The sequence below is a fragment of the Limosilactobacillus portuensis genome (assembly GCF_014838735.1).
Classification (GTDB): domain Bacteria; phylum Bacillota; class Bacilli; order Lactobacillales; family Lactobacillaceae; genus Limosilactobacillus; species Limosilactobacillus portuensis.
The window spans coordinates 1-26,079 of record NZ_JABUXQ010000012.1 but is presented as its reverse complement, the minus strand read 5'-3'; the positions used below and the strand labels follow the sequence as shown (position 1 = coordinate 26,079).

General features: G+C 39.7%; 26 protein-coding genes and 1 other annotated feature. Of the genes, 4 read left to right on the top strand and 22 right to left on the bottom strand.

The window, feature by feature from the left end:
- Positions 1-29 precede the first annotated feature (29 nt).
- The 8 genes from rpmI to polA all read right to left on the bottom strand — a co-directional run bounded on the left by rpmI (position 30) and on the right by polA (position 7,956).
- The gene (gene rpmI, locus HUK49_RS05280; protein WP_003715352.1) at positions 30-227 is read right to left on the bottom strand and encodes a 50S ribosomal protein L35; all 198 of its coding nucleotides are present in this window, start codon (positions 225-227) and stop codon (positions 30-32) included.
- 25 nt (positions 228-252) lie between these two features.
- Positions 253-765, bottom strand: a complete 513-nt coding sequence (infC, locus tag HUK49_RS05275; protein WP_003717273.1) for a translation initiation factor IF-3 — start codon at positions 763-765, stop codon at positions 253-255.
- 41 nt (positions 766-806) lie between these two features.
- Positions 807-937: a sequence feature (ribosomal protein L20 leader region), on the bottom strand.
- A 60-nt stretch (positions 938-997) separates the two neighbouring features.
- A complete protein-coding gene (dnaI, locus tag HUK49_RS05270) occupies positions 998-1,936 on the bottom strand; it encodes a primosomal protein DnaI (protein ID WP_191912952.1) in 939 nt (312 codons plus the stop codon).
- Positions 1,933-3,312: a replication initiation and membrane attachment family protein gene (locus HUK49_RS05265; RefSeq protein WP_191912951.1), complete on the bottom strand. Its 1,380-nt coding sequence runs from the start codon at positions 3,310-3,312 to the stop codon at positions 1,933-1,935. Before HUK49_RS05265 ends, dnaI begins: the two co-directional genes overlap by 4 nt.
- 17 nt (positions 3,313-3,329) lie before the next feature.
- Complete coding sequence (gene nrdR / locus HUK49_RS05260) at positions 3,330-3,794, bottom strand: transcriptional regulator NrdR (RefSeq protein ID WP_191912950.1); 465 nt, start codon at positions 3,792-3,794, stop codon at positions 3,330-3,332.
- A gap of 42 nt (positions 3,795-3,836) precedes the next feature.
- Positions 3,837-4,442: a dephospho-CoA kinase gene (gene coaE / locus HUK49_RS05255; protein WP_191912949.1), complete on the bottom strand. Its 606-nt coding sequence runs from the start codon at positions 4,440-4,442 to the stop codon at positions 3,837-3,839.
- Positions 4,435-5,277, bottom strand: a complete 843-nt coding sequence (gene mutM / locus HUK49_RS05250) for a DNA-formamidopyrimidine glycosylase (protein ID WP_191912948.1) — start codon at positions 5,275-5,277, stop codon at positions 4,435-4,437. Before mutM ends, coaE begins: the two co-directional genes overlap by 8 nt.
- A gap of 18 nt (positions 5,278-5,295) precedes the next feature.
- A complete protein-coding gene (polA, locus tag HUK49_RS05245; protein WP_191912947.1) occupies positions 5,296-7,956 on the bottom strand; it encodes a DNA polymerase I in 2,661 nt (886 codons plus the stop codon).
- 122 nt (positions 7,957-8,078) lie between these two features.
- Between polA and HUK49_RS05240 the strand changes: the two genes are divergently transcribed.
- Positions 8,079-8,747 (top strand): YoaK family protein, encoded by a 669-nt coding sequence (locus HUK49_RS05240; RefSeq protein WP_191912946.1) that lies wholly within the window; start codon positions 8,079-8,081, stop codon positions 8,745-8,747.
- 64 nt (positions 8,748-8,811) lie between these two features.
- On the opposite strand, the gene HUK49_RS05235 is transcribed toward HUK49_RS05240, so the two are convergent.
- The 4 genes from HUK49_RS05235 to HUK49_RS05220 form a co-directional block, all read right to left on the bottom strand.
- Complete coding sequence (locus HUK49_RS05235) at positions 8,812-9,525, bottom strand: Bax inhibitor-1/YccA family protein (RefSeq protein ID WP_102169144.1); 714 nt, start codon at positions 9,523-9,525, stop codon at positions 8,812-8,814.
- A gap of 80 nt (positions 9,526-9,605) precedes the next feature.
- Positions 9,606-10,913, bottom strand: coding sequence for a UDP-N-acetylmuramate--L-alanine ligase (gene murC / locus HUK49_RS05230; RefSeq protein ID WP_191912945.1), 1,308 nt, complete (start codon positions 10,911-10,913; stop codon positions 9,606-9,608).
- Positions 10,914-10,953: 40 nt separating this feature from the next.
- Positions 10,954-11,604, bottom strand: a complete 651-nt coding sequence (gene ytpR, locus HUK49_RS05225; RefSeq protein WP_191912944.1) for a YtpR family tRNA-binding protein — start codon at positions 11,602-11,604, stop codon at positions 10,954-10,956.
- 89 nt (positions 11,605-11,693) lie between these two features.
- Positions 11,694-12,014, bottom strand: coding sequence for a thioredoxin family protein (locus HUK49_RS05220; RefSeq protein ID WP_191912943.1), 321 nt, complete (start codon positions 12,012-12,014; stop codon positions 11,694-11,696).
- Positions 12,015-12,154: 140 nt separating this feature from the next.
- On the opposite strand from HUK49_RS05220, the gene HUK49_RS05215 reads away from it, so the two are divergent.
- Complete coding sequence (locus tag HUK49_RS05215) at positions 12,155-12,502, top strand: PepSY domain-containing protein (protein WP_191910810.1); 348 nt, start codon at positions 12,155-12,157, stop codon at positions 12,500-12,502.
- 80 nt (positions 12,503-12,582) lie between these two features.
- On the opposite strand, the gene HUK49_RS05210 is transcribed toward HUK49_RS05215, so the two are convergent.
- Genes HUK49_RS05210 through HUK49_RS05195 form a run of 4 tightly spaced genes read right to left on the bottom strand, consistent with a single transcriptional unit; the run spans position 12,583 to position 15,580 of the window.
- Complete coding sequence (locus HUK49_RS05210; protein WP_191912942.1) at positions 12,583-12,972, bottom strand: HesB/YadR/YfhF family protein; 390 nt, start codon at positions 12,970-12,972, stop codon at positions 12,583-12,585.
- 10 nt (positions 12,973-12,982) lie between these two features.
- Positions 12,983-13,639, bottom strand: coding sequence for a tRNA (guanosine(46)-N7)-methyltransferase TrmB (gene trmB / locus HUK49_RS05205; protein WP_102169138.1), 657 nt, complete (start codon positions 13,637-13,639; stop codon positions 12,983-12,985).
- Positions 13,640-13,647: 8 nt separating this feature from the next.
- The gene (locus HUK49_RS05200; protein WP_102169137.1) at positions 13,648-14,850 is read right to left on the bottom strand and encodes an ABC transporter permease; all 1,203 of its coding nucleotides are present in this window, start codon (positions 14,848-14,850) and stop codon (positions 13,648-13,650) included.
- Positions 14,843-15,580 carry an ABC transporter ATP-binding protein gene (locus HUK49_RS05195; protein ID WP_191912941.1) on the bottom strand — a complete coding sequence of 246 codons (738 nt, stop codon included), beginning with the start codon at positions 15,578-15,580 and terminating at the stop codon, positions 14,843-14,845. Before HUK49_RS05195 ends, HUK49_RS05200 begins: the two co-directional genes overlap by 8 nt.
- Positions 15,581-15,708: 128 nt before the next feature.
- On the opposite strand from HUK49_RS05195, the gene HUK49_RS05190 reads away from it, so the two are divergent.
- Both HUK49_RS05190 and HUK49_RS05185 read left to right on the top strand, forming a co-directional pair.
- A complete protein-coding gene (locus tag HUK49_RS05190) occupies positions 15,709-16,146 on the top strand; it encodes an HIT family protein (RefSeq protein ID WP_191912940.1) in 438 nt (145 codons plus the stop codon).
- Positions 16,127-16,351 carry a hypothetical protein gene (locus HUK49_RS05185; protein ID WP_191912939.1) on the top strand — a complete coding sequence of 75 codons (225 nt, stop codon included), beginning with the start codon at positions 16,127-16,129 and terminating at the stop codon, positions 16,349-16,351. Before HUK49_RS05190 ends, HUK49_RS05185 begins: the two co-directional genes overlap by 20 nt.
- Before the next feature lie 69 nt (positions 16,352-16,420).
- Here the strand turns inward: HUK49_RS05185 and HUK49_RS05180 are convergent, their stop codons facing one another.
- The 6 genes from HUK49_RS05180 to argS all read right to left on the bottom strand — a co-directional run bounded on the left by HUK49_RS05180 (position 16,421) and on the right by argS (position 25,680).
- On the bottom strand, positions 16,421-17,353 hold the full coding sequence (locus tag HUK49_RS05180; protein ID WP_191912938.1) for a peptidylprolyl isomerase: 933 nt from the start codon (positions 17,351-17,353) through the stop codon (positions 16,421-16,423).
- Between the two features lie 106 nt (positions 17,354-17,459).
- Complete coding sequence (locus tag HUK49_RS05175; RefSeq protein WP_191912937.1) at positions 17,460-19,928, bottom strand: ATP-binding protein; 2,469 nt, start codon at positions 19,926-19,928, stop codon at positions 17,460-17,462.
- Positions 19,918-21,123 (bottom strand): metallophosphoesterase family protein, encoded by a 1,206-nt coding sequence (locus HUK49_RS05170; RefSeq protein ID WP_191912936.1) that lies wholly within the window; start codon positions 21,121-21,123, stop codon positions 19,918-19,920. The genes HUK49_RS05175 and HUK49_RS05170 overlap by 11 nt, the downstream gene beginning before the upstream one ends.
- Positions 21,124-21,217: 94 nt before the next feature.
- Positions 21,218-21,592, bottom strand: a complete 375-nt coding sequence (locus HUK49_RS05165; protein WP_102169130.1) for a YlbF family regulator — start codon at positions 21,590-21,592, stop codon at positions 21,218-21,220.
- Between the two features lie 68 nt (positions 21,593-21,660).
- Entirely contained in the window at positions 21,661-23,826 is a 2,166-nt protein-coding gene (locus tag HUK49_RS05160) for a PBP1A family penicillin-binding protein (RefSeq protein WP_191912935.1), read from the bottom strand.
- Between the two features lie 153 nt (positions 23,827-23,979).
- Entirely contained in the window at positions 23,980-25,680 is a 1,701-nt protein-coding gene (gene argS / locus HUK49_RS05155) for an arginine--tRNA ligase (RefSeq protein ID WP_191912934.1), read from the bottom strand.
- Positions 25,681-26,079: the final 399 nt, after the last annotated feature.

The following is a 26,079-nucleotide window of genomic DNA, read 5'->3' as shown; positions in this document are numbered from 1 at the left end:
CTACGTGTTTTTCTTATTTCGAACGAAGTTTACTTAAATGGGAGTAACTTCTTGTAACGTTTTACGTTGGACTTGTCCATCATGCTCAAGCCACGTAATTGACGACGTTGCTTCTTGGTCTTACCGTGGAAACGGTGACTGGTGAATGAATTACCACTCTTGAATCCACCATTAGCAGTACGCTTAAAACGCTTTGCAGCGGCACGGTTAGTCTTCATCTTTGGCATAAGAAAAATTCCCTACTTTCTTAAATTAGTTTTTTGCTTTATCAGCAGCTGGGGCAAGAGTTAAGAAAATACTCCGCCCTTCCATCTTTGGTCGTTGTACAACTGTTGCAATGTCCTCAGTTTCTTTGGCCATTCTTTCAATCATGTCACGACCGATATCCTTATGGGTGATAGCACGACCACGGAATCGTAAGGAAACACGAACTTTATCGCCCTTTTCAATAAACTTACGAACTCGCTTCAATTTGACATTAAAGTCATTCGTATCGATTGAAGGACTCAACCGAATTTCCTTAACCGTTACAGTCTTTTGCTTCTTTCGAGCTTCACGCTCTTTCTTTTGCATTTCGTAACGGTACTTTCCGTAATCCATGATCCGGGCAACAGCTGGCCGCGCCTTTGGGGCTACCAAAACCAAATCAAGGTTAGCATCTTCAGCTAATTGTAACGCCTCGCGTTTTGACTTAATTCCTAACTGTTCGCCATCCTGACCAATTAGCCGTACTTCACGAGCACGAATACCGTTATTGACAATCATATCTTGAGCTATGGCAACGCACCTCCAATTTTATTAGCGAAAGATCAAGCAAAAAGCGGAGTGCATTCTACACCCCGCTAATAATAAACAACACTATTATTGTTCTTATTTAACTCGTCAGCCCGGCGATCCTTATCACCTAGGCGAGAAGCGGGTGCTCCTGCTTTTTCTTTCAACGTTATCTAGAATACTAAAGCGATCATTCAATGTCAAGGGATAGCATTAAATATTTTTATCCTTTATCACGAAGATTGGCCCCAGCCATTTCATATTGACGAGAAAGGAACTTGATCCGTTCCATAATCCGACTTGCCTTAACCGGCTCTTCTTCTCCCTTTACATTCACCGTCAAGTGGTCTTGAAGCTCATCCATTGAAAAGTTTGAACTAAAGAATGTTGGAAGTTCTTCTTGCATTCGGTATTCTAAGATAACACCAAGAATATCGTCTCTGGCCCAAGTGGTCATTGCATCAGCACCAATATCATCAAGCACTAATACTGGAGCCTTTTTTACCGCATCAAGTTTTGAGCCCAAATTATTTGTCTTAATTGAATTACGCATCTCAACAACAAAACTCGGAAAATGCATCATCGTTGTTGCAACACCCTTTTGTTGGGCAAGCTCGTTGGCAATTGCTCCCAAAAGATAAGTCTTCCCAACACCAAACCGACCGTAAAGATATAATCCGGGATGAAATTCATTTGGAGAATATTGATCAACAAAATCAAGGGCTGCATTTAAAGCAATGTTCCGTGTTTCTGTTTGGTATGGTTCCTCAGTATAGAAATGGTCAAAGGAGGCACCATGAATAAACTTAGGCATATTAATTGAAGAAACCAGTTGCTTAATATGAGCTTGCCGTTGTTGCTCAAGCAGTTTTTTGGTAGGCACATAAGTTACGTCAATTTGTCCCGCATTAACAATCAATTGCGGGGAATAGCCCGGCGCTACCGTGGCCGTTCCCTTATTAATCAATTGTTTTTCGTGAAAGTATTCGTAAAGCTTGGCCTCGCCTCGCTCAACTGCTTGTGGTGAAAGTTTTTGAGAATTATTCTTCAGGAAGGCGGCAACTTCTGGATCATTCAGAACCTGACTAATCATTTGCTCGTAAGCAGGACCGAAATTCTGGCTCTTCATAATTTCTTTCATTGTTTTACTCAACGATTTCATTTACTCTCATCCCCTTCAGAACCACCCGACTTTTTTCGCTTTGCTAACCGCTGACGAAGTCGATCTAATTGTTCTGGTGTTGACTTCTTAATTTGCTGTTCATCTTCATTAGCCCATGCTGGCATCTTTTCGCGAACAGTAGTGGTTCGCTGGCGATAATAGTTTGTTTGACGACTAGTACGTTTCTGCGCCTTTTGATCGTTAAACTCATGGATATGAGCAAGCGCTTCTTCAGCGGTCGCCACTCCAGCACGCATCCAGTTATTAGCAATCGCATTTACATAATTCGCTTGAAGTGTTGAGCGTTTAAGCGATGCAATTACATACCATGAAAGAATATTAACAACGCCTGCATCTAATTGTTGTTCCTGAATTAAGTTCCGAATAATCGCCCGTTCTCCTGAAGTCACAAAGCCACCCATCTGTTGCTTTAGCTGTTGAAGAAATGTCACCGGTGCATAGTATTTACATGTTTCAATTAACTGTTGTTCTTCCTGCGAAAATGCAGTTGTTCTCTTTTCTTCACTAACTTTTTCTTTGTCCGGCTGCTTAGCATCGACCCGGTATTCCCCAGCTATAATTTGTTTAAGTCGCTGCGGACGAATTTTGCTTGTTGTCAAATCAGTTGATTTGGTAATCAGTCGGGCCATTGTCGGCCCATCAATTCCATAGAGTTGGTGCTCAACTTCTATTAAATCACGGTTACTACTTAGATCCTTTTCGGTTATGGGCTGACTTTTTAACAATTGCACTAGGGTCGACCAGTCAAAATCAACGGTAGCTACCTCTTTCTCTGGTTTCTTTTCACTAACTATTTTTTCGCGAGTAGCAGCGATCTCTGTCGGTAAATGTGTAATCCGCTGATCATCAACATGAAAAGCATCAAAGAAGTTATGGGTAATTTCTTTTAATGTTGCTTGATGATTTTCTAAGGTAAAACGGTTAGCAAATTCACCCAACTCCTTAAAACGCGCCTCGCCAACGGCCTCTAACAGCAGAATACTAAGAAGGTTATCATTAATAAACTCAGCTGGCGTAAGTGTTGACTGAAGCTCATAAACGAATAAATCGCCAAGCTGATCAGTTTGAGCAAAAGTCCGCAGCATCCCGGTTGCTTCCAGGCGTTGAATGCCTTCTTCAGCTGTCTGCAGCCCTGCGTTAAGCTGAACTAGTAATTGAGATTGGAGATGCCGATCACTAATTGCTGGTTTTTCGGTTAACTGTGTTCTTAAGGCATGAAACATTGCAAATGCAGCTGTCCCTAATATTGGCTGATAAAAAAGTTCAAAAACATTTTCATTAAAATTCGACCATTGGTGGCTAGCAGTAACAATATATCCAGCCCCTGGATCAAATATTGATTTGCTTTTAGTCATTATGGCCTCGTTCCCCTTTACTTCTTATCGCTATTTTTCAGCATAGATTCCAACTCATTCATGAACGCATCAACATCCTTGAACTGACGGTAAACACTTGCAAAACGAATGTAGGCAATTTCGTCAATGTCTTTCAATTCTTGCATGACAAATTTACCGATCACCTGACTGGAGACCTCATTTTCACCAAGGCTGCGAACTTCTTTTTCAATCTTATCAGTTACTTTTGTTAGGCGCTCCATGCTAACAGGACGTTTTTCCGCGGATCTAACAATTCCGTTTAAAATCTTTTGACGACTAAATTCTTGCCGTGTTCCATCTTTTTTTATCACTAATAATGGGGTCTCTTCATACCGTTCAAAAGTGGTAAAACGGAAACCACAGTGAATGCATTCTCGACGTCGTCTAATAAAAGTGCCATCTTCACTTGGCCGACTATCAACAACACGCGAACCGTTTTTATGACAGTGTGGACAACGCATCTGGCCTTCCTCCTTGCTTACTATTAAATAGTTTTCATTTTATCATAACTTATTATTATGCATCTGATCAATTAATCCAGCAACTTGTCGTTTTAATTCTTCCTTACTTCCGTTATTATCAATTACAATATCAGCCAATCGTTTCTTCTTTGCTAATGGTATCTGAGAGTCAATCCTCTGCTCTGCTTCAGTTTGCGAATACCCATTCCGCTTCATTAATCGTTGGACCTGGATTTGATGATCGGTAGTAACAACCACGACCAGGTCACATTCATCAGTATAGTTTTCCTCAAATAGGAGCGGAGCATCTAAAATTACATACGGAATTTGTTGTTTTTGGTAATTCTTTACCTGTTGCCAGATCTCTTCACGAATCAATGGCTGCATTATCATATTCAACTTAGCTAATTTAGTTTGATCACTGAATACAAGGGAACCCAACGCCTGCCGATTTAACGTTTGGTCAGCATTCAAGATCCCACTCCCGAATACTGCTGTTAACCGTTCTAGCCCCTTTGAATGTGCGGTTTGGAGCTGACGAACCACCTGATCCGCGTCAATTACCGGACACACACTTAACCTTAACAAATTACTAACAGTTGATTTACCAGTTGCAATTCCACCAGTTAATCCAATCAGCTTAGTCATTTTTCATCTCCAATAACGGTTGACAATGTGGACAAAATGTAGTTCCGCGCTGGTTAACTTTTATTTTCACCATTTTTGTACCACACCGCGGACAGTTATCTCCACCATGACCATATGCATTTAACTGCTCCTGAAATGCACCAGCATCGCCAAACGCATTTTTAAACGTATGAACAGTTGTCCCTTTATACTCAATTGCCCTGGATAACTCTTGAATAATGTTATCATGTAGGACCTGGATCTGCTTATCAGTAAGAGTGTTAGCGGGCTGTTCAGGATTGATCCCGCTCATCCAAAGGACTTCATCAACATAGATATTTCCTAATCCAGCAACATGTCGTTGATTAAGCAAAAACGGTTTTATTTTTCCACGGCTTCGTCGCAAGATTCGTTTAAAGTAGTCAACCTTAAAGTCAGTAGCAGTGGGCTCTGGACCAATTGTTTTTAACCCGCCAACTGTCATCTCATCGCCAGTTTTTACTAGTGTCATTCGGCCAAATTTCCGAGTATCACGGTAGCAAAGTTCTGTTCCATCCGTAAATTTAAAAACAACGTGAGTATGCTTATCAACCGAAGCTCCTGCCGGCTGTGTATAGTAACTGCCCTCCATACGTAAGTGAGAAACCATTGTTAGGTGATTACTAAAGCGAAAAAGAAGGTATTTGCCACGACGGTCAACAGTTTCGATTGTTTGTCCAATCAGCGACTGCCTAAACTGTTCAACATCATTAGTAATTGTCTTACCATAATGAACATCAATCCCATTGATTTTTCGCCCTGCAGCAATCTTTAATAATCCCCGACGGACCGTTTCAACTTCTGGTAATTCCGGCATCTATCCTTCCTCCTCAAATTATTTCTTTAGATCATACCACGTGTCACCATATTTACTATCGACCTTTAACGGAACAGAAAGTTTAACCGCTGAATCCATTACATCAGGAACCAGTTTACTCAATACTGGAATCTCTTCTTTTGGCGCTTCGAAAACCAATTCGTCATGGATTTGGAGAAGCATCTTAGCCTTTAACTGACGCTTTTCTAATTCATCTTGCATCTTAATCATTGCAATTTTAATGATATCCGCAGCGCTTCCCTGAATTGGCGTATTCATTGCGGTTCGTTCAGCAAATGAACGCCGACTGAAGCTCTTGGCATTAATGTCTGGTAAGTAACGGCGACGATGAGTAATCGTTTCAACATACCCATTTTGCCGTGCAAATTCAATCGTGTTATGAATATAATCCTTAACCTTTGGGAATTCTTTAAAGTAATTTTGGATGAATTCGTGAGCTTGACTGCGGCTAACGTGAATTCGTTGGGCTAACCCATAATCACTAATCCCATAAACAATTCCAAAGTTAACTTCCTTTGCCCGCCGACGCATATTACGGTCAATCTCTTGATCCGGCTTTAAATGAAAAATCCGGCGAGCTGTACTGGCATGGATATCCTCACCGTTCTTAAAGTCTTCCTGAAGATTATGATCACCTGTAATATGAGCGAGAACTCGTAATTCAACCTGTGAATAATCAGAAGAGAATATCTGCCACCCTTCATGACTCGGGACAAATGCTTGACGAATAAGCCGCCCTTCTGGTAATCGTACTGGGATGTTCTGTAGATTAGGATCAACCGACGATAAGCGTCCAGTTTGGGTTAATGTTTGTAAATAACGGGTATGGATCTTTTGATCGCTCGAATGAATAACTTTTAGCAGTCCCTTAATATACGTTGATTGAAGCTTTGAGATCTGACGATATTGAAGAATATTTTCCACAATTGGTGCCTGGGGAGCTAACTTTTCGAGAACGTCAACAGCTGTTGAATACCCTGTCTTAGTTTTCTTAATAACAGGTAGCTTTAACTTTTCAAAGAGAATTTTACCAAGCTGTTTAGTAGAGTTAATGTTAAATTCTTCGCCAGCTTCTTGATAAATCTGTTCTTCAATCTCCGTGAGTCGTTCAGTTAACTTGCTCCCCATATTCTTTAACGTTTGCGCGTCAACATGAACCCCAGTAATTTCCATTTTGGCTAAGACCTGGGTTAGTGGCAATTCAATATCAGTATAAAGAGGTAACTGTTCGTTTTTCTTTAACTGTTCAAATAATTGAGGGCGCAATTGTTCAATTGCCCGTGCCTTATTGGCAAGGTGCTGAAAGAACAGCTGATCATCATCAGGGATTGCCCTCTTAGCTCCCTTTCCATAAACCTCTTCATCCGTTTGCACATCATCATATCCATGCTCATGAGCTAATTTTCCCAGATCATTGCTATTGTCATTAGTATTCAAAAGATAGGATGCCAGAAGAAGATCAAAATCAATTCCATCAAGAGCAATTCCTAATCGGTTCAAGCCAACAATCTGTGCTTTTGCATTAAAAACGTCCTTCTTGATCTTAGAATCCGTTAACCAGTTTTTGAGTTCAGGAATCTTCAGCAATTCAGGATCACGACTTACTAACCACTGTTTATCGTTGCCCAGCGCAAAGCCGGCAAATGGTGAAGTATGATAGTTTGGATCCGGCATCTCTAAGTAAAAGCTTCCCCGATCACCTAATTTAGCAACTAGATCCAGGTTATCAGCGGTTAGTTCTGTATACTCAATCGGTGCAGTTTCAGTGTCCTGATCATCTGGTGAAACAGCCATTTTCTTCAAGAATGACTGAAAATCCATCTTCTGGTAGAAATCAATTAGTTTTTCTGTTTGCGGGCCCTTATATTCAAGATCTGTTAGCTTAATTTCAACCGGTGCGTCACGCAAAATTGTGGCTAACGTCTTACACTGTCGAGCAACCTTTTCCTCTTCAATTAGGTGTTCTTTCATCTTGCTCTTTTTCAATTTATCAATATTTTCATAAATACCTTCGACAGAACCAAACTGTTTTACAAGCTTAATTGCGGTCTTTTCCCCAATTTTGGTAACTCCAGGATAATTATCAGAAGTATCACCCATTAAAGCTTTCATATCGATAATCTGAGCCGGTGTGATCCCAAGTTTTTCTTGAACATGTTCTGGCGTATAATGTTCAGTATCAGTAACTCCCTTATGGGTAACTGCTACCGTAGTATGTTCACTGGCGAGTTGGGTTAAGTCACGGTCACCTGTAACGATTAACGTCTCATAACCGGCATCATCGCCTTCCTTAGCGAGGGTTCCGATAATATCATCAGCCTCATAGCCCTTTAATTCATAACTATGTAATCCAGAATCTTTTACTAGTTCACGGACATACGGAAGTTGCTCGGTTAATTCTTCGGGAGTCTTACTCCGGCCACCCTTATAGTCGCCATACATTTTGGTTCGAAAAGTAACCTTACCAGCATCAAAAGCGACTAATGCTGCATCTGGATGAAAATTTGCTAAAACATGATCAAGCATTAATTTGAAGCCATAAATAGCTGCCGTGTGCAGACCGTCCTTGTTAGTAAATTTATCAATCTGGTTGTGCATCGCAAAAAATGCCCGAAAAACAATGCTGTTACCATCAATTAATAATAGTTGCTTTGCCATTTAATACCGCTCCTTCTCTTATTCTTAATAATTGTACCAAAGATTGAAAGGCTCCGTTAGTTTCCTGTTCACGAATTTAATGAGATCGTTAAGGTTTTATCATTTATTAAAGAAGGGATCTTTTGAACAAATTACTTAATACTCATCACGTTGAAGAGGCACGTCTGTTTGCCATCATCATGACTTTTTGTGGTGGCTTTCTTGATGCATTTACCTATATTCAATGTGGTCATACGCTTGCTGCAGCACAAACTGGGAACATCGTTTTTCTTGCTGCAGCGTTGGTTAATCATAATGTTATTGGAATTATCGACCGGTGTGGTGCAATTATCCTCTACATTATCGGTATCATCGTTGCCATTACCTTTCAAGCAAATATCAAATACTGGCGAATTTTTTGTCTTTTCCCAATCCTAATTATTGGCGGATTCGTGGGTTCTATGCCTGAGGACTTCCCTACATATCTCTCAGTTGGTCTGGTTTCCTTTGGCCTTGCGTTACTAAATACTGCCTTCAGTAAGATTGAGGGGCTCGGTTACAGCAGTGTTTTTACTACAGGTAACATTAAAAAGTCAGTGGTTTTTGGCACAGAATATCTCTACCACCATCGCCAACAAGATTTAAAAATCGCTATTAACTACTTCATCGTCGTTTTAGCATTTACCCTTGGCGCAATTTCATCAGCAATCATTCAGCCCTTCTTCCGGATGAAAACGATTTGGGTTGCAGTTGCCATTATCTTCTTAACTGATATATTTTATTATTATCAAAAAGTCCATGAACCTAATTAAAATAGCCATTGAAAAAGAAGAAGGTGAGAAAAACTAAACATTTTTCTCACCTTCTTCTTTTTAATTAGTTTCGCTCACTCATCCCAAAAATTTGAAGGAGTGAAATAAAGAGGTTAACAAAGTCTAAGTACAATTGAAGTGCACCCAAAACCGCTAATCCAGTTACTGAAACTTGATCACCATAATTAACATAAATCTGCTTCATTTTCTGTGCATCCCAGCCAGTCAGCACAGTAAAAATAATTACTGCGATGAAAGAGAAAATGTAAGCAATCGCTGGACTTTGCAGGAACATATTAATAATGTAGGCAATAATCAAAGCAATTAATGCTGCCATTGCATGTGATCCAAACTTAGTTAGGTCCCGTTTGGTTACGGTCCCGTAAATCGCCATTACAATAAAGATCACTGATGATGAAACAAAAGCTGAAGCAATACTTGCGCCAGTATAAACACCAGCAATCAATGCAAACTCAACTCCATAAATGATTGATATCAGCATTAACATTAAAAAGGCGCCAACAGGATTTCTGGTAGCACTAAAACTAATCCCCATTGATAAGGCAATTGGCAATAGTAAGACAAGCCAGATCATTGCTGGATGGGCACCAAAGTAACCGAAAACTTCACGACGAAATGTATTCATCGTTAAATAAGCAGAGAATGCAGAAACTAAAATCGCAACCACCATGTTACCGTACATCCGAGTCAAAAACCGATTTAGTCCTGCAGAATCGGTAACAACCCGACGTTCCGGTTGTTCAGAAAAGTTATTCATTTATATCATTCCTTTTAATTTGACTTTCTCTGACCTTTCCAAAATAATAACAAATCTAATAGCAGTCTTCAACCTGCCAACTATTTATTCAATAGTTCTTTGTACTTATCTTCATATTTTTCAATATCCCCAGCACCCATGAAGACAACCACAGCATCATGATAGTGGAGAAGCTTCGTCATCGTATCCATATCAATCCCTTCACTGTCAGGAATCTTTGCTTCAAGATCTTCACTTGAAACATGACCAGCTTGTTCACGAATAGAACCAAAGATTGGCGTAACAAAAACCTTATCTGCTTTCCTTAATGATTCTGCAAAGCCATCAATATAAGCTGCTAATCGCGAATAAGTATGTGGTTGGAAAACGGCGATCACTTGACGATCCGGGTACTTTTGCCGAGCCGCATCAATGGTTGCCTTAATTTCGCTTGGGTGGTGAGCATAATCATCAATCAGTGTTTCATCGGCAATATCGGTCTCGCTAAATCGCCGCTTAACTCCAGTAAAGTTTGCCAACTCACGTTTAATATCTGCCATATCAACATGTTCCATGTAAGCAACGGCAATTACCGCTAAGCTGTTAAGAACACTGTGCTCACCATAAAGATGAATGGTAAATGTTCCTAACTTTTGGTCCTTAAAGTAGGCATCATAGGTCGAACCAGCTGGTGTTCGTTGGATATTTTCTGCACGGAAATCGTCCTTTTCATTTGTTCCATAGTAGTATACAGGAACATCAACATCGAGTTTCCGCAGATTATCATCATCACCCCAAGCAAAGATCGCCTTCTTAACTTGCTTTCCGTATGTTTCAAAGGAACTGCGAACATCATCAATATCCTTAAAAAAGTCAGGGTGATCAAAATCAATGTTTGTCATAATAGCATAGTCTGGGTGATATGCTAAGAAGTGATCACGGTACTCATCTGCCTCAAATACAAAGAAGCGGTCCTTGGCATTTCCCTTACCAACACCATCACCAATCAAGTAGCTAGTAGGTTCAACGCCATCAAGAACATGAGCTAGGAGGGCAGTCGTACTAGTCTTACCGTGCGCTCCGGCGATCCCGATACTAGTATGACTAGTCACTTCATGCTCAACTGCTTCAGGGTAACTCATGACTGTTAGTCCAAGTTCGTGGGCCTTCTTTACTTCTGGATGATCATCACCAAAGGCATTTCCCTGAATAACAATCATTCCTGGCTTTAAGTTAGCAGGATCAAATGGCAAGATCTTAATCCCATTTTTTAGTAATGGTTCTTGCGTAAAGGTTTCCTTTTCAATGTCTGATCCCAAGACTTCATTTCCCTTGTCGTGAAGAATTCGCGCAAGTGATGCCATCCCTGTTCCTTTAATCCCAATAAAATAATAAGTTTTCTTATCCATTAGTCTGGTTCCTTTCACAAACAATCGTTAAATTAACAGTTTAGTTTTCGGCAGGGAAGTAAGTATTGGCCCGTTCAAAGTCAACCGCCTCGCCAGTTTCTTGCCAATCGTCAGGGATGATCCATAGTCCCTTCTTGTCAGGAGCATTTTTCAAGCGAAGTTCACGGAAGCCACATAGCATTCCTTCACTTTCAACTCCCATCAATTCACCAGGCCAGATAATCTTACCGCTCGGCATCATTGCACCAGGACGCGCTGCAACTACTTTAATATGTTCCTTAACATTTGGAGAGCCACACACAATTTGAACTGTCTTGCCATCTTCTACTCGTGTTTGCGTAACTTTAAGGTGATCTGACTTAGGATGATCTTCAATTTTTTCAACATAACCGACAACGAATTTAGGAGTATGATCAGCAATTAATTCGTCAGTAAAGCCAGCTTCTTTCAAAGCCTTATTCAATTTAGCAACTTGCTCATCACTTAAGAATACTTGTCCCCGTTCGGCCTTTAACTCCGGCAAAATTTCACTGGCATTAAAGAAGTTGTAACCAAGGAGGCGTCCATCTTTAGCAGCAGTAATTTGTGTAACGTTTTTCTTGGAGCTTACAGTTTGGTCAGTTGTATCTGGACCAGTAATAACAACTAAAACATCACCCATCTCTTGAGGGTTATAACTAGAAATTAACATCAGATTTTCCTTTCTCCATCAAAATAACAATGAAGGGAATCGTGATTAACAATACGCCGACCCCTTCATTCTTTTTACCGTTTACCATTTTACTTCAAATCATTTAAAAAATCTTCTACTTGTTGCTTAGTTTTTCGATCTTTGTTTACAAAGCGACCAATTTCTTTGCCATCACTGTAAACAACAAAGCTTGGAATACCAAAAATATTTAATTCAGCAGCAAGGTCAATGTTTTCATCGCGATCTACCTCAATGAAGGTGTATTCTGGAAAATCTTGTTCAATTTCTGGCATTGCTGGCTTAATAAAGTGACAATCGGGACACCACCCAGCATCAAAGAACAATACGTATTTTCCTTTACTAATCTTTTCTAATAGTTGATCCTCTTGCATTTGCGGTAATTTTTCCATTTTCTTACCTCCATGATAAATTTGAAGTAATTATATCATTATGCTATCACATTAGCTCTTAATTAGCTTTTTCTATCCGTTAATGTTAAAATTAACATTATTAATTTTGATACTAACTGACAAAGGAAGCAATTAATCAAATGAATGATTCTAATAATTCACTCAATCCTTGGTTATTACCAGTGACACTCGGTGCATCTGGGGTAGTTGGGTTCCTTGCTGGAAAGTTGTTTGGTCAACGACGAATTTCAGCTGACCAAATTCTCAAAATGATTCGCGACGATTTCAAACGCGAAGGAGAGGTTACTGGTAGTTGGATTAACCAACACCGGATCCCCTATCAACGTTTCGCAGTTAAAACTGAAGCCTACGAAGGCGGTGTTACCCGTTTAGAAGATGACCAGCCAGTTGATTATCAATTTATTGCTGACGCAAAAACAGGGAGTCTTCTTTCATTGAAGCGGGTTGAGCGATCATTAAATAACTAAAAACTACTTTAGAATAGAAAAATATAGGGTTCCAGAGTTCGGCATTACCGAGCGTTGGGACCCTATATTTATACTCTTTATCATTCCCAGTAATCTTCAAATTTACTTGAAGCTCCGGTAGTAGCGTCAACATTTTCGCCAATAAAATTATCTGCAGTTACTGTTTGCCCATTTTCTTCTCGTTGAAAGAAGAAGGCTGGATACTGATCATTATTCTGATAGTTGATTAACGTTACTAGTCCCGAAAAGAACCAGCTATCGTTAAAATTAATATGATAGTTAATTCCATCTTTTTTCTCGACTATCGTTGCATTTGATAAATCATTTTCTGGAGCAAATCCTTGCCAAGGACCATGATGAACATCCCGTGGTTGAACGGTTTTGCCGTAAATTCTGACTCCATCCCCAGATTTGAGGCCATAATTATCCTGAAACCATTTATTGGCGCTATCTGTAATAATTAATTTCATTTAATCATCCCTATAGGCTATCCTTTTTCGGCATTGTTGCGGTTAGCTTATAAATTGGCTGGCCCTTTGAAGCAAACTTATGCTCATATTCAGTTTCAACATTATGCTCATTCTCATCACTATTATGAAGATCAAGCCAAAGCCCAGCAAACTTCATTCCAAAATTATTCATACTAACAACGGAAAATTCAAAGAATCCCATATTATCAGTTTTCAGTTCAACTTGTCCTTGTGACTGCAAAATGAGTTGATACTCACTCAAAAAAGTATGATAAGTTAATCGCCGTTTTGCATGTCGTTTCTTCGGCCATGGATCTGAGAAATTCAGGTAAAGTTTCTCAACTTCACCAGGTTCAAAATATTCAGTTAACTCCTCACCTTCACCACAAATCAACTGCAGGTTAGGTAAGTTTTCAGGAAGGGCCTTTTTTAAAGCAATTGCGGCAACAGTCCGCTGAATTTCCAAACCAATAAAGTTTATCTCCGGATGTGCTTTTGCCATTCCAATAATAAATTGCCCTTTCCCCATTCCCACTTCAAGATGAAGAGGCTGTTTCTTCGAAAAGCGCGATTGCCACTTTCCCTTAAACTTTGCTGCATCGTCAACCAATAACTCAGGGTGTTCCGCCATTAATGGGTCCGCCCACTTCTTATGTTTTACACGCATAATATTCCTCACTTTGTCATTTTTTTAATTCGACGTTGAAAATAAAATTTAGTTAAAAGATAACTTTCTGCAATCCCTAAAACCAAGTTCAACCCTAACCGTTGCCAGTTAAGATCTCTACCAATACTTGCGATCACTATTAGTAGCATTTCAATGATAATTACCCTATTCAATAACCGCTGAAAGTCCTTAACCCGAACTTCATGGTCAATCGGATAAATATGAGTAAAAACATTATTCTGGTACTGCTCGTAAAATGGCATTAGCTGGGTAGCAACAAGATAGATAAATAGCAGAGCAATAACGGTATTCAGCCAATTGACCGGGATAAAGAAGACAACTAGCATCCCAACAATCGTTAACCGCGTTACTAACCCACTTACCTCAGTATTTCGCACAAAACCATGCGCATATAAGTATGCCCAAGCATGATTATCATTTTCTAGCAATTTAATTAAACCAGTTGCCCATTTCCGTCGTTTAACACTTCCCTGAACACTTGGAACATCAGTAAAGAGGTTAAAGAACCGGTAAATACTAAACATCCGATCTTGTTCTGCGCGAACGGCCAGTCGCCAATCAATCGCAACGTTTCTGTAATAAGTAGTCATTGCAACTAACAAGATTGCCGATACTAGCAGGCCCCAAATAGGTCCCACAAACCACGTCACTAGCCAAACGATTAATGGGTTTATCCAATATTCAGCAATCGTTCTACTACGTTGTGCTCCCCAGCGAATACTGATCGCTTTTCTGGCCGTCCAAAGCCACGTCACCTTAGTAATCAACGCGGTGATTAAGATTAGACTAATGTCAAACGTTGTTAAGCGTTCTGTCGTTAAAGCAAACGGTAGTGCAATTACCGAGAGGGTAAGCACCATGAGCACGCCCAAAATCATACTATAAATAGTTGCTTGTTTTAGATAACGACTAATGGATCTTACCTGGGGAAGAAGAAAGATAGGATCAGGGCGTTTAAGCAGTGTTGCTAGCCGCCCAACTTGAGTAATTAACACAAACCAAAGAACTAACAACCACCGCGACCACCAGAGATGATCATTTAATTGTGGCAACCACTGGGAATAACCATAGGCCAGTGCACCAAAGAGGAAGAATAAAGCAATGACAAAGTGATCATTAAATACCAACCGCCAATACTTTAGTAACTCCATAAAATGCCTTTGCCGACGTTGACTAAATAAATTATTCATTTTGATCATCCCTTGCTAGGCTGAGATAAATATCATCAAGTGATTCATCAGGCTTATCCGCTTTTTGCCGTAATTCGTCTAATGTTCCCCGAGCGCGAACCTTACCGTTAGCTAATAGGACAAAACGATCACAGTAGCGTTGGGCAGTATCGAGAACGTGGGTTGACATCAAAACTGCAGTGCCGGCCTTCTTCCGTTCTTCAATCAATTCCAATAAATCATGAACCGCTAATGGATCAAGGCCATAGAAAGGCTCATCGACAATTAATAATTTAGCATTAGTCATTAGGGCACAGCAAATCATAACTTTTTGCTTCATCCCTTTTGAAAAATTTGCTGGGAACCAGTCAAGCTTATTATCCAACCGGAATGTTTTTAATAATTTCCGAGCCCGCGTCCATGCCTCTTCGCTATTCAAAGAGTATGCCTTAATCGTTAGCTCAATATGCTCCCGAAGAGTTAGTTCATCGTACAAGATTGGCGTTTCTGGGACATAGGCAATTTGTTTTTTATAGTCGACGGGATCCCGTTGAATATTAACCCCGTTTAAGGCAATTTCGCCTGAAAATGGTCTTAGTAATCCAATGACATGATTAATTGTCGTTGATTTACCGGCACCATTAAGGCCAATTAAACCGACCAACTCGCCAGACTTAACCTGAAAACTAATTCCTTTTAATACCGGGATTCGGGAATATCCCCCAATCAAATTTTTTATTTCAAGTGCCATTATTTTCCCTCTTTTTATTGACTTATCTAGCGTTGATTATATCATAGGTCACTTATTGACAGCTCTTTTTCAGAACACTTTTGGTATACTTATAATAACAATAAATTTTTTCAAAGGAGCGATCACCAATGGATGACTGTATTTTCTGTAAAATAGTAAAGGGTGAAATCCCTAGTTATACGGTATACGAAGATGACGTAGTAAAAGCGTTCCTTGATATTTCTCAAGGAACACCTGGGCATACCTTGGTCATTCCCAAGAAGCATGTCCCAGATCTCTTCGCATATGACGAAGAATTAGCTGCTGCTGTATTCTCTCGCCTGCCGAAAATTGCACGAGCAGTTAAGGCATCAAACCCGAAAATTAAGGGCCTAAATGTCTTGAATAATAACGGTAAAGTTGCCTACCAATCTGTTTTCCACTCACACATTCACTTAATTCCTCGTTACTCCAATCAAGACGATTTTAAGATGATTTTTAAGGATAATTCAGGTGAATACAATGACGCTAAATACAAAGAAATTCAAGAATCAATTAAGCGACAATTTGATAACACCAATAACTAATCATTTTCAAGAAGACTTAACGAATATTAAGTTTCTTCTCCGCTCACTTAAACAACTATCCACAAGTACCAAAAAATTAAAAGATGCTGCTAAAGGGCTTGAAAAGTACGCTGATGAGGTTGACCGTCTTCATAAGCAGTGGCAATTTGAGAGTCAGCCCCACCTTGAAAAGATTCAGCAAATTACTGATAAACTAAAAGAATAGCAAAGGAAGCTCATCGTATTCGGATTAACCGGATGCCAAGAGCTTCCTTTTACTTTAGCCAAAATAATTTTAGTTATTAGCGAGGGATGAGCCACTGTTTGATTTAGTGGTGCTTGCATTACTATTCAAGTAGTCATCCATAATATTCTTTAGATCGTTATCCTTAATTGAAACGTTTCCCTTCTTAAGGACATTTGAAACAACCTTATGTAAGAACTTAGAATCATTCATCTTCTCTTGAACGATTTGTGTCTTCAAGTCATTAATGTGTTGACTCTTCTTTCCCTTTGCCGGGTGTTCAATCATGTAGATCACAACATAGCCGTCATCTGTCTTAACCGGCTCAGTAGTATATTCACCAGTCTTCAACTTAAATGCAGCCTTCTTATAAGCTGAGTCAACCGAAGTGGAAGTATTATCAAATGCTGCTACCTTACCACCAGTATTCTTGGTTGATGCGTCAGTTGACTTTGACTTAACTAACTTCTTAAAGGTCTTGTAAGGATGATCTGAGTTATTTAACTGATCAATGATCCCTTGAGCATCGTCCTTACTTCCAACAAGAATTTCAGCAGTTTGTACCTTTGGCTCGTACTTCTTCCACTGCTTATCAATTTGTGCATTGGTAATATGAGTATAACTCCGTACCGCAGCTTCCAAGCAAAGATTAGAACGAATTTGTTGCTTTAACTTTTTCTCAGTTAATCCTTGCTGTTGCAACACCGCACTAAATTGTGAACCATATTGATTCTTGTACGTGTTGTATTGAGCATTAACCTGCTTATCAGAAACTTGCTTCCCGTACTCCTTCTCCAAGACCTTATCCAAGATCATTTGTTGAAGAACTTGCTTCCCGTTAGTGGTGGTTTTCATTTCATTATAGTACTCTTCTTGAGTAATCTTTCCTCCACTAGTAGTTGCAACGGCCTTACTCCCACAAGCTGCTAATGGCAAGGCCAGCGTTGCACAGGCAATCATAGCAATTAACTTCTTAGATTTCACAAAAACACTTCCTCAATTAAATTTAATTTTCACAAAAACTTACCAATCTAATATACCACACTCAAAAAGTGATCCCACGCCTTGATCCAGAATGTTTAAACGATTTTCAAACTTTATTCTTATTTAGCTGATCAAGATCGACAACTGGTAACCCCAGCTTCTTGATTTGATCGTTAGCAGTAAAGTAAATCACCTGATTTTCTTCAGCCAGCTGGTTCAATAATTTTAACATCCGTCCCCGACGAACATTATCAAAATTAACAAAACCATCATCCACCATAACCGGCAACTTAATTTGATCACTAATTACGGTAATAAATCCCAAGCGGAGAGAGATAAATAATTGTTCTGCTGTTCCAAGCGATAATTCAGCAACCTGGAAAATTTGCTGTTCATGATTTAATACACTAATTCCGCTATCATCGACGATAATTTTCTGATAATGATCAGCAGTTAAAATTGCAAAGAATTTTTCTGCTTGTTGAAGGATCTTGGGGTAACGATCTTGAGATGCTAATTTTAACGCCCCATTAATCCACCGAATAGCAAGTTGACTACTTAGCCATTGCTTAGTTTCATTCCAAATTACTGTCTGCAGATTTGTTAATTTCTGGTTTAATTCACTAAATGAGCCATCCTGTACTAAGACATTAATTTGGACATTGATTTGGGCCAATACCGTTTCAAGCTCCGTTTGTTTTTGTTCATTAGCTGCTAAGTTCTGATGGACAAGGGAAACCTTAGCATCAAGTGAATGCTTGCTATCGTAGTGAGCTAACTGTTGACGATCACTAGTCGTTAGTTGCTGACCATAAGCTGAAACCGTGACCTTCCTAGTTTGGTCAGCTACTTTTTGTGCCAGAAGTTGTTTGAACTCATTATCATTTTTAATTCCAAGCGACTTATATTCGGTCTCCTTAGCTTGACGATACTCGGTCAACCGTTGCGTTAATTGATCATTCCGTCTTTGAATTCGGGTTAACTCCTGCTCTACACTATCCAATTGTTGTACCTGATCCTGCATCTCAACAAGCCATCGCTGATAACTATTAATTAATTCATTGAGAGAATCAGCTGTTAAGCTAACCGGTAATTGTTGCTTAATTAATTCTAGCTGGTGTTCAAAACTAGTTTTGCGCTTATCTGCTTGCTCTAATTGAGCTCTTAAATCATGATAACGATGAAGATCCCCCTGCATCATTAACCATTTACTTGTTGGAAAAGCCGTTAAATTATGTTGCTTCCCAAATGATTGAAGCGCGGAGTTTTGTTCCTCAGTCAACTGTTTTTCGCGTTGTTGCTGTTTAAACCATAATACCCCTGCACCACCAAGAGCAATAATTCCACAAATCCAAACCAGGGGCTGGCGAAGAATCAATCCCAATATGAAAAGGACAATTCCAATTCCAGGAATAAATAGATTTTGGCTATTGTTAGTTTGAGAGCTAGCCCTAAGCAGTCCCTCCAGTTCGCTCACTGCTCGTTCAGAAAGTGGCTCTGGTAAATTAACACTTCCGTAACGTTCTGCTAGCTGCTTAAGTTCGGTATGCCATTGTTCCTGCTGATTAACTGTTTGACTATTTTTCTGAATTTGTAAGGCCAACAACTGATCTTTTAATTGCTGATAATGTGCTTTGCGTAATCGATAATCATTTACTTCAGGATCACTCAGTTTTTTGACGATTGCTTGTTGTTCAAGCTGCTGTTGGTTAAATGACTTTAATTGAGTATTAAGTTCCCGTTCCCTACTTTGCAGTTCTTGAATCTTAATAATCTCATCATCCGTTAACCGCTCTGTAAGGGGTTCCCTTTGATGTTTTTGCCACTGTTCGTAAATTGGCCATAATCGTTGCAGTCGTTCTTCTTTTTCAACCTGATGTTTGAGTTTTGGCTGTTCCTGCTTTAGCTGTTCTAACTCGGATTGTTTTTCAACTTGTTCCTCAACTAAACGGTGGTAATCACTACTCTGCGATTGGGCTTGATTAACCCGTTCACGAAGTTCATCATATTCCTTCAAATGACGATTTAAACTTAACTTCCGCCCACGAGGTTTATATAGGGAATCTGCTGCTTTTTCTAAGTGAGCAATTTGTTGGAGCCATTCCTGACTGCCAACCGCTCCTAATCGCTGTAAATGCTGTTCTAATTGTTTCCGATCCAATTCATCATTTAGAATATTATTTTGGTTAAAGCTGTAGATGGTTTGATAAAGTTCACGATCTAAGGGGCCAAGCAATTTAGTAAGGAAATCCTGCTTTTCCCTTTTCCCCTTTTCATTGGTAATTGTGACCTTCCCACCATTTTTTCCTTTTACACGCTTAATAACATACTGGTGTTGATCAGCAATTACTGTTAGGGAGCCACCATAACCCGAACCATCTTTAGGGATATATTGCTGGTATTTATTTTTTCCTCGACCATCCGCAAATCCAAAAAGAATGCTCAGAATAAACGCAGCCAAAGTGGTCTTTCCAGCTTCATTGGCCCCATAAATTAGTACCGGATTATTAGAAAAGCTAAAATCCTGATCATGCCATTTTCCAAAGCCGTCAATGTGAACCTGTTTAATTTTCATCGTGATCCCCCTCACCTAATTTCTGACTTGCCTCATAACGTAATTGTTCAACCAGGGAAGGATCGGCAAGTTGATCCGCAATAAAACCATACTTAGCCAACTTTTCAGCTAAATCAATAACGACAGCTTGGCTAAAGACATCCTTAGCAGACTGGTCCCAATATTCCTGGTCTAAATCGGTCATTTTCGGTAAGGTAGCATCTTTTAAGAGATTAAGCTGATATGGCCACCATTGATAATTGCCCTTTTCACTTAAATTTTCCTGAAGTCGCTCCAAAATTGTCCCATTAGCTAGCAATTTTTTGGTTAAAACATTGTCCTGATCAGTCAAATGGACATTAAACGCAATCATCTTAAACCCATCTTCTGCCTCTCCTTTACGAAGAAGCATTTCAATTAATGAATCAATCGTTTGATCGTTTTTTAATTGAACATCAATTTCACACCACTCAATTGGTGCAACTGGCTTAAACTCTGCCGTTAACTTATCAGAATCACTTTGAACAAGATAATAGCCATGGTGACCATCCTCGTTTTTATGGCGTCCCTGCGGATTACCCGGATAAACAACTAGCGGTTTCTCGTTCAGAACCTGGTGCTTATGAATATGTCCTAACGCCCAATAATCATATTTTTTCTGTAGCAGTTCAGGAAGTGTGAAGGGCGCGTAGTGATCTTGATCGGGGTTATTTTGTGAGATGGCGCCATGAAGCATTCCGATCTGCCAATCAACTGTCCCTTTTTCAGGAAATTCTCTAACCTGATCTTCAACTAACCAACGTTTACCGTAACTAAATCCTGTAATTGCTACTGTCTGGTCATCGGCAAGCGTTAATGTTTTTGTTTCAACCTGGTTACCAAATACATGAACATTGTTCGGCAATGAATCTAATTGTTCCGTTACTGGCTGATAGTCGTGATTACCATAACTCAGATAAACAGGAATCTGTTGTTTTGCTAACCGTTGACATTGACGGATAAAGAAATCTTCCGCTTCAGCACTATGATGGTCACGATCATAAATATCCCCAACAATTAAGACAAAATCAACTTGCTGATTAATTGCAGCATCAACAATTCGTTCAAATGCCGTAAATGTTGATTGGTGAACCCGTTGCCAAATTTGTGTTGGCATCTCATCTAATCCCCGAAACGGGCTATCTAAATGTAAATCTGCAGTATGAATAAACTTCATTTTTTCACCCTTTGAATGGAAAAACGGGAAGAGCACTCAGACACGACTGTCATCATTCTTCTTCCCGTCATCATCTTTATAACTAAATTAACAGTTACTTGTCAGTTGGTTGTGGACCTTGTGGCATAACATCCTTGTAGATATCTTGAATAGGACTAGTAATTGTCCGGTTAAGTTGTTGAAGCATGTTATCAACGGCACGTTCTTGGTTCATTAAGGTTTGTACTTCGGGCTTTGAGCTCATTTCCTTAGCAACGGTCTGAATTGCATTAATTTCGTCTTGAGTAAGCTTCTGACCAGTCATTTGCTTTTGTTGAGCATCAGCCTGCATTTGTTGGAACTTCTTAAAAGTTTCAAAAGTATCCTTTTGGGCCTTCAAACTATCAAAAGCCTTCTTTAATCCTTGATATTCTTGGGTTTCTTTTAATTGATTACTAAGTTCATTAGCGGTGTCGTAAATATTAACCATTTTTTGTAACCTCTTTTCATTTATTCAACAATTCGATTGTATCATACTATCAGTTAATCATCATTCTTTCAGAATAAAGAGCGAACATTATTCCATAACTGACCAGCACGATTACCAAAGTCATTTACCGATTGATTAAACCGGTTCATCAGGTCACCACCATTTTTCAGCAATGAGCCCCAGCCCTTATTACTCTTCCCGCTATTTGCGGTTGCTCGGGTTTGGGCATCTTGAACGTTAAATTTCGTATTTGGCGTATTCTTCAAGATTCCGCTCATCTCAGCTTTATAAAGGCTATTAACATTTTTCATTGAAATATCCTGCAAGGCATGGGATGAATTAGTATCATCGTAACCTTCCCAAGTAGCAACCACCACATCAGGAGTATAACCAACAATCCACTTATCACGATCATCAGCATTATCGCTTTTAACCGCTGATTCCGTTGTTCCTGTTTTTCCGGCTAACGTGTAACCAGCAGGCCGAGCAGATTGACCAGTACCGTGTTCAAAGACACCGATCAGCATACTCGTCATATTTTTAGCAGTATTGGCAGTGACGACTCGTTTAGGTTTAGCCGTCTTGGCGGTAACAATCGTCTTTCCAGAAGCATCCTTAATCTTTGTAATGTAGTGGGTATCAGGCATCTTTCCTTCATTAGCAAAGGTAGCATAAGCACGAGCAATCTGTTCAGGAGAAACGCCCTTAGTCATTCCACCTAAAGCAAGGGCAAGATTCTTATCTCCCTTTTCCACTGGCAAGCCAAATTTCTGGGCCATCTTATACCCAGTATTAACCCCAATCTTATTCAATAACCATACTGCTGGTGCATTTAGACTTTCATAGACTGCCTTATACATCGGAACACTTCCAGCATAAGTATCATCATAGTTTTTTGGTGTATAGTCGTTGGTCCCATACGATTGTTTCTTATCCTGTAGCGTGGAGTCATAGAAATAACCATGTTCTAAGGCTGGAGCATAAACAACCAGTGGTTTAATCGTTGAGCCTGGTTGCCGACGCATCTGCGTTCCCCGATTAAAGCCCCGGAAAACATGTTTCCCCCGACCACCAACAATTGCGGTAACACCACCCGTTTTCGGATTCATCGCAACTGAAGCTGACTGCACCTTAGTCCCATCAACTGAATTACTAGGGAAGTTATCATCGTCTTCGTAAGTTTGCTGCATTGAGCGTTGCTGATCCTGATCCAAGGTCGTGTAAATTTTATAACCATTATTCATGATTTCCTTTTCCGAAAGGTGGTATTTATTAATTGCCTCAGAAATTACGGCATCAAAATAGTATGGATAACGATAAGTATCCGGTGCAACATACCCGTTAGTAACTTCTAACGGCACCTTTTTATATTGATCAGCGGCAGTTTGACTTAATTGATGATTTTCAACCATTAGCTGGAGGACTAAGTTACGACGTTGCCTAGTTGCGTCTGGATGAGTAACCGGATCATAAATTCCTGGTGATGTTAACATTCCTGCCAACGTTGCAGCCTGAGGAACAGTTAATTCAGCTGCCTTACAATCAAAATACCTTTTGGCAGCATCCTGAACTCCCCAGACCCCATTACCAAAATAGGCGTTATTGAGATACATTGTCAGAATTTGCTTTTTACTGTATTGATTTTCAACTTCTACCGCGATAAAAATTTCTCGTGCCTTCCGTGAAAATGTTTGCTGTTGGGTTAAAAAGGCATTCTTAACTAACTGTTGAGTCAAGGTACTTCCCCCGCCAGAAATATAGTCACGGTGTAGCAACTTATTCTTAACCAGCAAAAAGCCGGCACGTCCAAGCCCCTTAACTGAAAAGCCGTGTTCATGGTAGAAGTTCCGGTCTTCAGTCGAAATTACCGCTGCCGGAACATTTGCTGAAATCTTACTAAGTGGTACATATGTCCCTTTTTGCGAATATAAACTTCCAGCAGACTGATTATCATGATCATAGATCATTGTTGGCCGCTGTAAACGATGTTCCAAGTTCTTAACATCTGCTGTCTTGGCAACAAATGTCAGGTAAGTACTAGTTACCAAAAATAATCCTAAAAAAATTGCAATTAGCCATCGTGTCAGTTGATACCGATGCCAAAACTGCTTTAACCAACGAGTAAACTGTTGCCAAAGTTCATTAACAACCTCTTTTACCCGTTGCCAAAGCTGTTTTAGCCAGGCAAGCATCCGTTCCCGAAAAGGTGGCTTTCTTTCTGGTTCTCTTCTCATTTATTAATCCCCATATTTAGTAACATTAAGTCTCAATCATTTTACCATAGGAGAATTTTTCCATAGTCAATTTTCGATCAGCATAACTAAAATTTAAAATAATAAAAGGAAGCCGAGATATTCTCGATTTCCTTTTAGTTAGAAATTTTTCTCTTACATTTCGTCTGGAGCCTTAACATCAAGAAGAGCCAATGCGGACTTTAAAACATGACTAACAGCTTGAGTCAACGCTAACCGTGCTGGTTGTTGTGGATCATCATTCAGGATCCGATTATGAGCATAGTATTGATTAAACTTCTTAGCAAGTTCCAATGCATACTTTGCAACTACTGATGGATCATAGTTAAGTGCGGCCCGCTTGACAGCCTCACCATATTGACCCAAGAAGCTAATTAATTCCCAAGCACCATCACCAACTTGAGTTAAGTCAACATCGCTAAAGTCACGAATGCCGCCCTTCCGCAAAATACTCTCAGCCCGTGCCCGTGCGTATTGAACGTAAGGACCAGTTTCTCCTTCAAACTTAACAACATCTTCAAGCTTAAAGTTAACTGCATTTCGCCGGTAATTCTTCAAATCGTGGAAAATTACGGCCCCGATACCAACTTGCTTTGCAACCTCGTCAGCATTCTTTAGATCAGGGTTCTTTTCTGCGATTTGCTTCCGGGCAAGATCAACGGAATCGTTAAGAACATCTTCAAGAGAAACAACATTTCCCTTCCGCGTTGACATCTTTTGACCATTTAAGTTCATTAAGCCAAAGGAAATATGTTCAATTTGATCCCACCAGTTAAAGCCAAGTTCCTTTAATGCCATCCGCAATTGCTTAAAGTAAACTTCTTGTTCAGCACCGACAACGTAAAGGGACTTAGCATGACCATACATCCGCTTCCGGAATAAAGCAGTGGCTAAATCACGGGTAATGTAGGTGGTAGTTCCGTTACTCTTAATAATCAGCAATGGTGGCAAGTTGAATTGTTCAAGATCAACAATCTCGGCACCACGGCTCTTCTTTAACAATCCCTTATCACGAAGGAGTTGAATTGGTTCTTCCATCTTTTGTGCTGAGAATGCTTCACCATTAAATGAATCAAACTTGACATCTAACATGTCGTAAACCCGTTGGAACCGTTCCAAAGAGATTTCCCGGAACCAGTGCCAGAGACGCCAAGCTTCTTCATCACCGTGTTCTAGCTTAGCAAACCATTCCCGACCTGCATCAGTATATTCTGGATGTTCATCTGCTTCAGTGTTAATCCGAACGTAAAGTTGAAGCAGCGTATTAATCGGATCACTCTTCAGGCCGTCTTGAACTTCTTGACTATCGCCCCACATTTTGTAGGCAGCCATCATCTTACCGAATTGAGTTCCCCAATCACCAAGGTAGTCAATCCGAATTAAGTTGTAGTTAACCTTTTCAAGAATCCGGGCAATTGCTTCACCGATCATAGTCGAACGAAGGTGCCCCATCCCCATTGGCTTAGCAATATTAGGTGATGAATAATCGATTGTTACATTAGCTTTGTGACCAAGATCACTTTCACCATAGTGTTCTGGATCATTTAAAATGGTCTCTAACACGCCAGCACCAACATTGGCTTTATCAAGGAAAAAGTTAATGTATGGACCAGCTACAACAACCTTATCAAAACCAGTTTGGTCAATCATTTCAATTAATTCACTAGCAATCATTTGTGGAGCTTTATGTAGGCTCTTAGCTAAGAAGAATGTTGGAAAGGCGTAATCACCATTGCTTGAATCTTTTGGCCGTTCAATCTTTTCTTCAATTTTGTTTAACTCTAAATCTGGCAATGCAACAGCTAGAGCATTCGCTACTTGTAACTTTTCATCCATAAATTAATTCCTCCTATACAAAAAGTCTCTAGTAAATAACAAGGATTTACTAGAGACGAGATTTACCCGCGGTACCACTCTAATTGAATTAGAATTCCACTCATTTATTAAGTTTTACCTATGAGGCACGCTTTCGTAAGGTTAGGCTTCCTGACTTCCACCATCACAGGATCGCTAATCAACCACACCTTATTACTACTCCTCAATCATCGGTTTCTTGTCTAGTTTATCATATTCCATTTATTTGTAAACAAGATTTTTCGATTTGCTTTGTCATCCGTACAATACCCCTTAGGGTTGACACTTTAAATAATAAAAGTGTGAATCCTAGGGGGTGTTTTGCATTGTAAGTTATTCAACTATTGAAAAGCTTAAATTACTTCATGATTATCAGAAATC